The organism is Bradyrhizobium sp. AZCC 2289 (assembly GCF_036924615.1).
In the GTDB taxonomy this organism is placed as follows: Bacteria; Pseudomonadota; Alphaproteobacteria; order Rhizobiales; family Xanthobacteraceae; genus Bradyrhizobium.
This window is the reverse complement of sequence record NZ_JAZHRY010000001.1, coordinates 2984330-2996447: the sequence shown is the minus strand read 5'-3', so window position 1 is coordinate 2996447 and position 12118 is coordinate 2984330. Positions and strand designations below refer to the sequence as shown.

At 59.3% G+C, this 12118-nt stretch carries 11 protein-coding genes, 1 pseudogene and 1 riboswitch; of the genes and pseudogenes, 7 read left to right on the top strand and 5 right to left on the bottom strand.

Annotated elements, in window-relative coordinates; all coding sequences use genetic code 11:
- Positions 1-134 precede the first annotated feature (134 nt).
- Positions 135-214: riboswitch (SAM riboswitch) on the top strand.
- Positions 215-299: 85 nt separating this feature from the next.
- Complete coding sequence (metX, locus tag V1289_RS14480) at positions 300-1511, top strand: homoserine O-acetyltransferase MetX (RefSeq protein WP_334397571.1); 1212 nt, start codon at positions 300-302, stop codon at positions 1509-1511.
- Complete coding sequence (gene metW, locus V1289_RS14475) at positions 1508-2170, top strand: methionine biosynthesis protein MetW (protein ID WP_334397570.1); 663 nt, start codon at positions 1508-1510, stop codon at positions 2168-2170. Before metX ends, metW begins: the two co-directional genes overlap by 4 nt.
- Before the next feature lie 112 nt (positions 2171-2282).
- Here the strand turns inward: metW and V1289_RS14470 are convergent, their stop codons facing one another.
- Positions 2283-3146 carry an alpha/beta fold hydrolase gene (locus V1289_RS14470; protein WP_334397569.1) on the bottom strand — a complete coding sequence of 288 codons (864 nt, stop codon included), beginning with the start codon at positions 3144-3146 and terminating at the stop codon, positions 2283-2285.
- Between the two features lie 234 nt (positions 3147-3380).
- Between V1289_RS14470 and V1289_RS14465 the strand changes: the two genes are divergently transcribed.
- On the top strand, positions 3381-4031 hold the full coding sequence (locus V1289_RS14465; RefSeq protein WP_334397568.1) for a TIGR02594 family protein: 651 nt from the start codon (positions 3381-3383) through the stop codon (positions 4029-4031).
- 175 nt (positions 4032-4206) lie between these two features.
- Here V1289_RS14465 and V1289_RS14460 read toward each other — a convergent pair.
- Together V1289_RS14460 and V1289_RS14455 are read right to left on the bottom strand one after the other, a co-directional pair.
- Positions 4207-4329 (bottom strand): annotated as a pseudogene (locus V1289_RS14460) (DUF899 domain-containing protein); the annotation flags it as partial.
- Positions 4330-4359: 30 nt separating this feature from the next.
- Positions 4360-4536 carry a hypothetical protein gene (locus tag V1289_RS14455; RefSeq protein WP_309182014.1) on the bottom strand — a complete coding sequence of 59 codons (177 nt, stop codon included), beginning with the start codon at positions 4534-4536 and terminating at the stop codon, positions 4360-4362.
- Positions 4537-5007: 471 nt separating this feature from the next.
- Between V1289_RS14455 and V1289_RS14450 the strand changes: the two genes are divergently transcribed.
- The 4 genes from V1289_RS14450 (at position 5008) to ltrA (ending at position 8865) form a co-directional block, all read left to right on the top strand.
- Positions 5008-5196 carry a hypothetical protein gene (locus tag V1289_RS14450; RefSeq protein WP_334397567.1) on the top strand — a complete coding sequence of 63 codons (189 nt, stop codon included), beginning with the start codon at positions 5008-5010 and terminating at the stop codon, positions 5194-5196.
- Complete coding sequence (locus V1289_RS14445; RefSeq protein WP_334397566.1) at positions 5193-5549, top strand: hypothetical protein; 357 nt, start codon at positions 5193-5195, stop codon at positions 5547-5549. The genes V1289_RS14450 and V1289_RS14445 overlap by 4 nt, the downstream gene beginning before the upstream one ends.
- 113 nt (positions 5550-5662) lie before the next feature.
- The gene (locus V1289_RS14440; protein ID WP_334397565.1) at positions 5663-6304 is read left to right on the top strand and encodes a class I SAM-dependent methyltransferase; all 642 of its coding nucleotides are present in this window, start codon (positions 5663-5665) and stop codon (positions 6302-6304) included.
- 1235 nt (positions 6305-7539) lie between these two features.
- Entirely contained in the window at positions 7540-8865 is a 1326-nt protein-coding gene (ltrA, locus tag V1289_RS14435) for a group II intron reverse transcriptase/maturase (protein WP_334397564.1), read from the top strand.
- Positions 8866-10012: 1147 nt separating this feature from the next.
- Here ltrA and V1289_RS14430 read toward each other — a convergent pair.
- Both V1289_RS14430 and V1289_RS14425 read right to left on the bottom strand, forming a co-directional pair.
- Entirely contained in the window at positions 10013-10174 is a 162-nt protein-coding gene (locus V1289_RS14430) for a hypothetical protein (protein WP_334397563.1), read from the bottom strand.
- 74 nt (positions 10175-10248) lie between these two features.
- Positions 10249-11703: a DUF1254 domain-containing protein gene (locus tag V1289_RS14425; RefSeq protein ID WP_334397562.1), complete on the bottom strand. Its 1455-nt coding sequence runs from the start codon at positions 11701-11703 to the stop codon at positions 10249-10251.
- Positions 11704-12118 lie beyond the last annotated feature (415 nt).

The window sequence follows — 12118 nt, the reverse complement described above, 5'->3', positions numbered from 1 at the left end:
AGACGGAAGCTGAAAGCAAAGAGAAACGTCGCCGCCAGGACCTGCATGGGCCGCCTGCATGGCCCACCTGCATGGCCCGGTTAACTCTGCGCTTTGGGCCTGCCTTGACGAAACGCCAGTCCGGGACTAGCTTTAACCCACTCCGTGGTCATTTGAGCCGGCCGGCTTGCAGCCACGTTAAACAACTCGCTAAACAGGCCGGGGACAGAAGTGATCCCGGCCGAACCTTATGTTCAGGCCGGGTTTTTTTATGGCCTGATTTCCGTTCGAGGATCCTCCGCGAGGAGGACGGTGCCGGGATGACCAAGGTGCAGTCGATAGCAAGTCCCGCGATCCACGGCGAGGATCGCGCCCATGAGGCCGATCATCCGACGTCGCAGCTGGCGAAGTTCGGGATGGATCAGCCGCTCAAACTCGATTGCGGCATCGATCTGGCGCCGTTCCAGATCGCCTACCAGACCTATGGCGAACTCAACGCCGATCGCTCCAACGCCATTCTGGTCTGCCATGCGCTGACCGGCGATCAGCATGTCAACAACCCGCACCCGGTGACGGGCAAGCCGGGCTGGTGGGACACCATGGTCGGCCCCGGCCGGCCGCTCGACACCAACAGCTATTTCATCATCTGCTCCAACGTGATCGGCGGCTGCATGGGCTCGACCGGCCCGGCCTCGATCAACCCCGCGACGGCAAAAGCGTGGGGGCTCGATTTTCCCATCATCACCATTCCCGACATGGTGCGCGCGCAGACCATGCTGATCGATCGCTTGGGGATCGAGACGCTGTTCTGCGTGGTCGGCGGCTCGATGGGCGGCATGCAGGCGCTGCAATGGACCGCGGCTTACCCCGAGCGGGTGTATTCCACGCTGGCGATTGCCTGCAGCACGCGGCACTCGGCGCAGAACATCGCGTTCCACGAATTGGGCCGTCAGGCCGTGATGGCCGATCCCGACTGGCGCGCCGGGCGCTATTTCGAGCACGGCACGCACCCGCATCGCGGGCTCGGCGTGGCGCGGATGGCAGCGCATATCACCTATCTCTCCGACGCCGCCCTGCACCGCAAGTTCGGCCGGCGGATGCAGGACCGCGACCTGCCGACCTTCTCGTTCGACGCCGATTTCCAGGTCGAAAGCTATCTGCGCTACCAGGGCTCGTCCTTCGTCGAGCGCTTCGATGCCAACAGCTATCTCTATCTGACGCGGGCAATGGACTATTTCGATATCGCCGCCGACCATGACGGCGCGCTGGCGCGTGCGTTCCGCGGCATCAAGACACGGTTCTGCGTGGTGTCGTTCACGTCAGACTGGCTGTTCCCGACCGCGGAATCGCGGGCGCTGGTGCATGCGCTCAATGCGTCGAGCGCGCGGGTGTCGTTTGCCGAGATCGAAACCGATCGCGGCCACGACGCCTTCCTGCTGGAGGTGCCGGAATTCTTCGACATCTCCCGGGCTTTTCTGCAGTCGGCGGGCAAGGCGCGCGGACTGGGAAACAATGGCGCTGAGCCATCATGAGCATCCAGCAGACCTTGCCGCTCGCGGGCGTCACGCCTGACCGCACCGGGAATTATCGCAGCGATCATCTTTTGGTCGCCGAGATGATCGAGCGCGGCTCAAAGGTGCTCGATGTCGGCTGCGGCGACGGCGAATTGCTGATGCTGCTGGAAAGCCGGGGCATCGACGGCCGCGGCATCGAGCTGTCGCGCGAGGGTGTCAACCGCTGCGTCGCCAAGGGCCTTGCGGTGGTGCAGGGCGACGCCGATACCGACCTCGTCAATTATCCCGACGATGCGTTCGACTACGTGATCCTGTCGCAGACGCTGCAGGCAACGCGGCAGCCGAAAGTGGTGCTGGAGAATCTGCTGCGGATCGGCCAGCGCGCCATCGTCTCGTTCCCGAATTTCGGGTTCTGGAAGATGCGGCTGCAGCTCCTGGTCGGCGGCCACATGCCGCGCACGGAAAACCTGCCGGCGACTTGGTACGACACGCCGAACATCCATTTCTGCACCATCAAGGATTTCGTGCAGCTCTGCGACGAGATCAACGTCAAGATGGAGCGCGCAGTGGCGCTCGATCTCTACGGCCGCCCCCTGCGGCTCAATCTGCCGTGGTGGTTCTGGAACATGTTCGGCGAGCAGGGCGTGTTTTTGCTCAGCCGCGGCAAGGCGAAGTGACGCCCTTGGCGTCATTCCGGGATGGTCCGTAGGACCAGACCCGGAATCTCGAGATTCTCAGGTGCGCAATTGCGCACCTAGTTCGATGCTGCGCATCGCCCCGGAATGACGTTCAAGCCATCATCGATCTCGGATCACGCACCGGCCACCTCCCGGCTTCGACCAGTGCAATAAAACGCTCGACCATCTCATTGAACAGCGCCGGCTCCTCCAGATTGAGCACGTGGCCGGATTTCGGGAAGAACGAAAGCCCCGCCGCGGGCAAATGCTGCTTCAGGAACAGGCTGGGCTCGACGCAATTGTCGTCCTCGTCGCCGCACAGGATCAGCGCCGGCGTCGGCACTTTACCGATCGCCTCCACCAGGGTGTAGATCGAGGGCCGGCCGCCCTGAAAGCTGCGCATGGTGTTGGCCGAGCCTTTGGCGTCGTGGCGGGCCAGGGCGGCATAGAAATCGGCGTGACCGCGCGGGTCTTTCAGCAGAAACGGAATCCGGCTCGGCGCCTCGCGGGTCGCTTTGGCGACTTCGACTGATCCGATCGCCTCATATTGCTCGGCGTTGGCCCGGCACTGTTTGCGGAAGGCTTCGAGATTTTCGAGGTTCGAGCCGGAGCCGACGGCGGCCAGCGTCATCGACAGCGCGCGTTCGGGCGCGTTGAGGCCGATCTGCAGCGACGAATAGGAGCCCATCGACAGGCCGATGAGATGTGCCTTTGCGATTCCGAGATGATCGAGCACCGCGAGCGCGTCGGTGTAGAAATGCTTGTAGGTGTAGACGTCGGCCGCGGGCGGCACGTCGGACGGCATATAGCCGCGCGCGGAATAGGCGATGCAGCGGTGGCCGCGCGAGAAGTAGCGCATCTGCGGCTCCCAATTGGTGTGGTCGGCCGCGAATTCGTGCAGGAAAATGATCGGTGTTCCATTTCCCGCCTCTTCGTAATGGAGACGGACATTATCTTTCGCGACGGCATAGGGCATTTGTCATTCCTTCTCGTGGGCCGCCCCGAATTTTGCAGTTAATTTTCGGGGCCGCAATGCGGCAGCACAGGATCTTTTTGGCCAAACAATGATCGCGGAATGACCCCGAAATCGTTTCCGCAGTGCCGCATGAAATCTTCCTCTCGCCACACCGAAAATTTCAAACCCGCCGCCGCGTTCGTTTCCACCCGAGTGCGATGGGGAATGGGGGGTGTCACAGAGGATCGAGTAAGTATGGTTCAGTTGTTTGCGTTTCGCCGGTCGCTTCGTCTTATCGCGCTGGCCTTGTGTTCGATGGCCATCGCCATTTCTGCCACTCCCGCTTCAGCAAGATCTCACCACGGCGCAGGGCGACACGCTCGCGCCTATCACGCCGGCCGTAATGCGCGGCACTACGCTCACAGGCACTATCGGCATGTAGCGCGCGGTTCGCGCTGGGAGCGCGGCGTGGCGCAAATGCAGGCGCGCGGCTTTGCCGATACCAATGCCAGTCTGGTGCCGAACACCGGCGGTGTCACAACGCAAGGCAGCTTCGGTTCCTCGAACGTCGTTTCCGAAGCGCGCCGCTATCTCGGCGGCAACCCGACCGGCCGCGGCAGCCTGTGGTGCGCGCGATTCATGAACCTGGTGCTGCAGCATTCCGGCTATAAGGGCACCGGCTCCGATATGGCTGCTTCCTTCGCGCATTACGGCCAGCGCGTCTCCGGCCCGCAGGTCGGCGCGATCGCCGTGATGGGGCGGCGCGGCGGCGGCCATGTCGGCATCATCACCGGCATCGATGCCTCCGGAAATCCGATCATGATCTCGGGTAATAACGGCAACCGCGTCCGCGAAGCGCCGATCTCGCGCGGCCGGATTTATGCCTACGTCATGCCGGCGAGCTAGCTCCCTTCACCTCTCCCCGACCTTTTACGGGGAGAGGTCGCCTTCACGCAAAGCGTGAAGGCGGGTGAGGGGCAAGGCACGATGGTAACCACATCGTTCGGTCTGTCCGGATCGAAGAGTGTTCGGTCCGACCGACCGTCGCCGCCCGTCAGATCCCACCGCCACATCGCCTGCCTCATCGCCTCGTGCTCGCGTGTTGGTTCCGGAACGCCGCCTCTCCGGCGTCCGACACCTCGACCCACTTCTTGTTGGGCGCTGCGTCTGCGACGTAGCTGTCGTGCCAGTTCCACCACTTGTAGGCTATGCCCAATCCTAAAAGCATCATGCTCTAGTCTTCGTCCGGCTCGCGCACGACCGGCGGTTCGTCGGCGCGGTCCTCTTCCTCTTCGTCCTCGTCCTCTTCTTCTTCATCAGGATCTCGGGGCGGCATCGTGTTGCCCATGATCACGAAGGGACTCCAGTCGATCAACCTGGTGGAAAATTCCTCGGGGATGTGTGGGGTCATGTTGTTGCTCCTCGGGTGTGGACCCTGGGGGATTTTACCCCATCTGCTCCGGTTTCCGGATGAGGGTTAGCGCCGCACGGTTTGCGGGGCATGCCAGCGGCGGTCCGCCTGCGGCGGCTCATGTTCGTGATGCCGAGCTAAGAGGCAGGTATCTCGGTCACGCCGCCAAAGCCGATGACCTCCAACTCAAAGCCGGAAGGACGGGACTCCATTTCCGGACTTCAACGCGCCCAACCGGAAGGTCCGCTTTACCCCAACGAACTGACATCGTCAGTTCGACAAGCTACCAGTCAGTCGACTTCGGAAGCGGTGTTGAACTAGGAAGCCGCCGCGATCGCGCGCCGAGGGCTTCTCGCATTGAAATAAAAATTGATCGGATAACTCAAAAAAGTGGGGATATCTCCCCAAAGCGGCTTGATTTCTTGCTTCTTCTTTTCCCCTGGGCGGCATTTGTTTAATGGGTAAGAAGAGATGACCGATCAACAATTGGCTCTTCAGGCGATTAACGAAGCGCAACTCATACTGGAAGACTACCTTCTGCCCCGGCCGCAGAACAATGAGCGTATCCTGGACAGGTTGGTGGAAGTTCTCGAACGCCCCGATTTGGCAGTCGCTGTAAGCCGCTTGCAGCGACAAAGCAGCCTCGCAGTGCGCAAATGAGCAAACTGCCCTCAATCGCTTTGGCCGCCTGGATTGCTACGCTCTTATCCGTTGGGATACCAAATGCGCAGGCCAAACAACAATGCAGCGCCGCGGCGCCAAAAAATCCGCACGGGCAGTGGTGGTCCTATCGTCTGATCGATGGACGAAAGTGCTGGTACGAGGGCAAGCCCATGCTTTCGAAGTCGTTGTTGGAATTTCCCAAGGAGGCATCTGCGCAACCCGTTTCCAACGGAAAAGTTACAAGCGTTGTCACACAGAAGCCCGGCAATCCATTAGAGGCGCAAGCCCGGACACTGAATGACTCTGATTCTTTCGAAGCGCGATGGCGCGAAAGGGTGGACATGCGATAGGCGTTGCCCCCAAAGGAAAGTCTGGAGCGCCGGGGTCGCGCCTGCGCGCCACAGGCAAATTGGTTTTTGGAGACTCGCGAACAGCGCTTGTTTTCAATCGGCGGAAACCAGCAATGCGAACGGCTGCAGATTTCAATCTCTATTACGCGGCCCCGGACCCCTGGCATATTTCTCACGCGCGATTCAGGGATAACGTGCTGCGCCGATGTCTGAAGCCATTCATCCGGGACAAATCCATTCTTGAACTCGGTTGTGGTGAAGGCCACTTGACCCAGACAATTTTTAGCAAAGCACGATCCGTGGTTGGCATTGACATAAGCGATGTAGCGATCGCTCGCGCCAAATCGCTAAACCTGCCAAATGCCAGATTTGAAAGCGCTGATTTTTTACAGGCGTCATTCGAGGGTTACGACGTGATCGCAGCCATCGAATGCGTCTACTATCTGTCCCTGGAGGAGCAGGGAGCGCTTCTGAAGAAAGTTGCCAACGAACACTCCGGCAAAATATTTCTGCTTTCGGGTCCAATTGTGGACTACAGAAGGCACTTCAGTCATAAGCGATTGATGCACGAGTTCACGACTTTAGGGTTCACTCCGCTTAAATTTTATAACCTGTCGGTTTATTGGCATCCGCCTTCATCCAGAATTATCGCTAACCTGATCAAGCTGCCACTTGGATACACTTTGCTTGATTGGATACCAGAGTCGATGATCTACCAGCGACTATACGCACTTCGAGCACCGAAACATCCCTGACTCGGATACTCGATAATCCGACGAAAGACTGTGGCCTCAGCCGGAGCAAGCAATTCGAGCATGCAAGCGACTGCTATGTCCGAGTTGGGTGTGCGCCGTGCAAAGGCGGCGCTTTCCAGTGGGTGCAAGCCCCACCCGGCAATCGCTCCAGCCGGAAGCAATCGGAGCAGTCATGGAGGTAACGAAGTGGCTGAAGCCTTCGATTAGCGTGTCACGAATTGGTGACAGCGCGAGTGTGCAGGCCGTAACGCGAGTGAACGCCGAGCAATCCTCGAAAAGGACAATGCGCAGGTCGACCCGACAACCCTATCGGGGAAGACTGATACGTCTGGATGAAATGAGCGAAGCGATACGTTCAGACGCTGCGCCGGGGGGGTAGTGGCGGCGGCATGTACACAAGGAAAGCGCACGAAACACGGGAAGCCCCAAGGCGTGGTCCGCGATGACCAACCGGAAGCCCGTGAGGGACAGGCTGGGCGCCCTGGGGTGGCGGAGAGGTTCGTAGTACCGCGGAAGCCGGGTAACTCCGGTGGAGGGAAGGGACCTCAGTTCAAGACAGACGCAATACGTGGTGAAGGACCTCGGAGATTGGGAAACCTAGTCAACTCCAATAAATGTCCAGAAGCTGCAGATGGCGTTGCACGCGAAAGCGTGAAGTCTTGTCCGAGAGCCGGATGCGAGAGATTCGCCCGTCCGGTTCGATGAGCGTTGCGCCTTGCAAGCGCGTTGAAGTCTGCCGTCTGCGATGACGGCCGCGGCAAAGCCTAGCGAGCAGCCGCGAACCGAGTCTTGCGTGGCGTCCGGTAACGGCCGTTGCGAAGCGTAGACAGGGAGGTTGTAGGCCGGAATGAAGTGAACGGGAAAATAGCCCCGAAATCGAACGTGATCGGAGTAGCCGACCCTGTCGCTCAAAGGGGAAGGCGGAATCGCAGGCCGCGACAACGCGAGCGGTCTGAGATGCTCCCGGGGTTCGTACCGCCAGCATGCAACCAAAGGAAGCAACGTGAACAAGGGAGATCCATCCGGTTCAGGCGCAAGCCTGTAGGACCTGCCAAGCCGAAGAGGTGAGAAGGGTCTGATGACCGGGTGGAAGTCAGACTGACTGGTAGTACTCCGAGGACGGGAAAGCCGGCTACATGGGGAAGCGGTCAGCGGTAGTTGAATTGTTCTTGGGCGACATGGGCTCCATTCAACGGGAGTTACGGCCTTCTACTCAGTGAGAAGATCAGCTGACCATGGAAACGAAACTTGAACAAATAGCAGTGAAAGCTCGACGCGAACCAAAACTCCGTTTCACGTCGCTGGCTCATCACATCACGCGCGATCGGGTGCGGAAGAATCTGTTGCAGATTCCGAAGCGGTCGGCCACTGGGGTGGATGGACAGACGGTGGAGACGGCGAAGAAGAGCTTCGATGGATGGATAGAGCCGATGCTCCAGTCCATTCACCGCCAAGGATATAGAGCGCCGGATATCCGGCGGGTCTATATCCCCAAACCCGGCAAGACGGAAAAGCGGCCACTTGGCGTGCCGACTGTCGCCGACCGGGCGCTCCAGCGCAGCACGGCCGAAGTGTTGTCTGCCATTTATGAGCAGGACTTTCTGCCCTGCTCATTCGGTGGCCGGCCAAAGCTCAGCGCTCATCATGCTCTGGCGACCCTCAATGAGGTCATCGCCGGCGGCAAGATGGGCTGGGTGCTGGAGGCGGATCTCAAGAACTTCTTCGGGAGTCTCAATCATGATTGGGTGCTCCGGTTCGTCGCGCATCGAGTCGGTGATCCACGCCTGATCAGTTTGATCCGGCGCTGGCTGAAAGCGGGTGTCTTAGAAGATGGAAAGGTCCATCCGAACGAGGAAGGAACACCGCAAGGGGGATCGATCAGCGTACTTTTGAGTAACCTCTATCTTCACTACGTGCTCGACCTCTGGTTCGAACGCGTGGTGAAGAGCCGGTTGCGGGGCGAAGCCCGGCTGGTGCGCTATATCGATGACTTTGTGATCTGCTTCCAATATCGATCGGACGCCATCCGTGTTCAGGACGCCTTACGCCTTCGGTTGGGAAAGTTCGGCCTCACTCTTGAGCCGACCAAGACCAAATTGGTTGAGTTTGGTCGGTTCGCGCAGCGACACGCAGGCAAACGCGGCAGAAAACGCCCGGAGACCATCTACTTCTTGGGTCTGACGCTGTATTGCACGCGAAACCAGAAGGGTAACTTCAAGGTTGGGATGCGCACCGAGAAATCTCGCTTGTGGCGCAGCCTTACGTCTCTGCAGGAGCTTATGCGGCAAATACGACATCACACGATCAGTGACCAGGTCGGCGAAATCAACGCCTTCCTACGCGGCCACTATGCCTATTACGGTGTCGCCGGGAATCTTCGGTGTCTCGTGAAGGTGTACCGCGCCGTGGAGCGTTACTGGCATCGGATGTTGCGCAGCCGCAGCTGGGCCGGACGAGCCCTCAACTGGAGCATGTTCAACCAGATCAACGAACGGACGCCGTTACTGAAACCAAAGCTGCGCCTCCCATATACGGAGTTGCAGGCTCTTGCAGTGCTGTGAATCAACTGTCGAAGAGCGTAGTGCGGCAAATCCGCATGCTACGTTCTGTGGGAGCCGGAGGCGGGCAACTGCCTCCGGCGACCCGGTGGATGTGGAAACGGAGCCATGGTGGAACCACTAAGGCACCGCCAGACCACCGCGCCACATCTCGACTCTACCATTTTCGACCGAATTAGCCTGCCTGCGTCATGTCTGGTTTGGGGGTGATCTCGGACATGCCCGGTTTGTCCGGCCGGTTGACTGTGAGCGACTGCCAGCAAGCCGAAATGGCTCAGTCCGTGAGCGCGCGCCTCTTCCTGCTAAGCTCTAGTAATCGGTCATGAGACGAGCGGCGATCTCGATAACTCTCACCGCTTCCGGCGCGCACGTCCGGCCGCTGACGCTTCACGAGCCGGGATGTCCGCGATCACCTCGTCGATTTCACTGCCGGTCAGCACGCGTTTGATCCGCAACACAAAGGCCGAAGGGGACCGGTTTTCATCTCGCGTGTTGATCGCGTCAGAGAGGCATTTGCCGGAAATTCCGTGCCTTGGCTTAATCGCGAACTTAGCGTAGCATTGGCATACTTTATGTCGCAGCGGACAAAACAAATGCGTCGCTTCCTGTTAATCTGCACGGCCATCACCTGCTTTGCGGGGGGATTGATTTTCCGTTCCTCTGAAGCGAATGCAGTCTCTTGCGCGGCATCACCGCGCCGACGAACATCGACATTCACGGATGGCCGATCATCAAGGAGCCACCTCCCAGCCCATGCCAGTGGATAAGGGTGAGCGGGGGCTACTATGTCCGGCAGTGCATTTACTAGGCTGACATGGGCGGCATCGGCGTTAGCGACACCACGATCTGCGCGGCGGCTCGCCCCGCAAACAAAGGCACGCAATATGCCGCACTCCGGAGTCAAGTTCATCGGCGAACAGTCGCTCAAGATGTTGGACTATCTCCTGCTTGACTAGGGCAAGCCACTCATTGAGCCGATCGACTGATGAAACGACGCCGACACAACAATGGCCCCGACGATATTGCACGTCGGGGCCATTCGAGATCATCAGGCCGGGTACATCCGCCGCGCCTTCCGATCAACGTGTCGCTGATTAATTGCGCCGATCTTGGGGACAATGTGGCAGCGACGTGGCCCCCGGCGCGACCCTCATTCGGAGCAGCTCTTGTCACGATCCCTTCGCAGGTCGGCTTCAAGTTCTTCGACAATGACCCGAAGCAAACACGCGGCAAGCGGATCAGTAAGCTCCCGCGACAAAAGCTGATAATGCGCGATCTGAACTTCCTGCCCTCTGAGCTGGCGATTTGTCATGAGTAGTGCCCTCCGACAAACCGACGCAGAGACGGCCGAGTTGTTTCGCTAAAGTTTTCGGATCATTTTCTCTCTTACTGAGCCGACATACCGACCGTTACTTGCGTCTTCACGACCGGCGGGGGATTCCATTTCCCGGTCAGCGCCTCCGACTTCGGGCTGTAGAGACGCATGGTCAGGTTGAAGGCTCCCTTCGGCGCCGGAAGCCAGTTGGCTTCGACGTCCTTGCCGGGACTTTCGTTCTGCAAGTACAGATCGAGCGAGCCGTCCGCATTGTATTTGAACGGCATCCAGCTGCTGACGGCGAAGCGGTTCAGGGCGTTGCCGACCTGGAACCCTTCTTGATCGTAGAGGGTGATCGACCAGAAGGCATTGACCGGCGGGGTCGCGCCTTTCGCAAAGCTAATGGTATATTTGTTTGCGCCATCGAGCGGCTTGCCGGAATCGTCGGCGAGATTGAGAGGATATATGGCGTCCTCGACCAGGTTTGCGCCAAGTCCCTGCTGCGCGAGAATAGCTCGCTTCAGGTAATAGTTGCCATATACGCCCACCGTGTCGGTGTTCATCGACCAGCCATTAGCGACCCGCGCCAACGTCGGCAGCTTCCACGCCATCAGCTTCTGTCCGTCCTGCGGCGCGGTTTCGAGCGCGCGTTGCACGACCGGATCGAGCTTGCCGATGTCAAAACTCTTGCCGGGCTCGATTCCGATTTTCTTCATCTGCGCGATCATCGGCCGATCGGTGACATGCGGCGGGTGAAGCTTGAGCAACTCGGCCGCATAGGCGAAATACACGCCAGCCGTCATGGTATCGACCTGGACTTTTGGCGGCGTCTTCATGTCGACGCTCGGGTCGGGCTTGAATTCGACCGCCTTGGGCGCTTTGCCAAAATCGGAAAGCGGCGTGACCTTATAACCCGCCTGGATCTTGTGAACGGCGTCGTAGTCCGCCGGACCATCCGTCTTGGTGCGGCCGATAAGCCAGACATAAGGCGTTGGCGCTTCGATGCGCTGCGTGTCCGCCGGAAGTTTGAGCTCTTCGGCAAACCTGTCACGCAAATCCGGCCGCCAGCCGGCCGGCGCCAGCAGAATGGTCTGCGCCTTGGTACCAGTGGTTCGCCAGCCCGGCGACGCAAAAACATCGGTCCACATGTCGAGCATCGGCAGCAAATAGTAGCGTCCATCGGTATCCGGCGCCGAGATGACGACAGGCTCCTTGGTCATATCCAGCCACGAGACCGAATAGAGCGTGTCGAAGTTGGAGCGTACGACACCCTTGAAATTGGCGGGCGGGTATTCAGGCACGTTGACGAACGTGTTCATCGGACCCCTGAAATCGGTGGTGCCGTTGGTGAATTGCTTGCGGGACAGATCCATCGACATGATGGAGTAGAAGTAGACATAGGCGTCCACCGCGATCGCGTGCGCCTCCTGCTCGGTGATGGCCGGTGCCGCTTGGGCGAGCGCCGCAGGCGCGGCCGCCGCGCCAAGGCAGATAGACAATATCAGCGTCAGAATTCCTCGAAACATGTCGAATCCTCCTTCCGATGTGTGCTGTCGTTATTTGCGGTCCGTTTCGCCCGAGTTCTTCATCCTTGTCTTCTGCAAAAAAAATCGGCTGATCGAGGTGGGCATTCTCGCTCCGACGCGCGAGAGATCGCGAATGCAACAGGGCATGCGACGCCGGCTGCACAACACGCCGTACGACGTATGCAGGATCGAACAGGATGGCTGTGAGCAGACGCTATAAAGCTAATCATTGAAGGGCGTTTTCGGCTACCTCCACGAGTATTACTCTAGCACAAGCGAGAAATGAGGGCCAGTCGCGATCATCGTTTTGATGCCGCCATATCGTCGCGCCGTGTGCCTGCCGGCGAGTTTATTCTCACGACATTTCCGGCGCCTTTTAATTGTCTCGCGCCATCGCGACGCGTTCAGTGCGCGT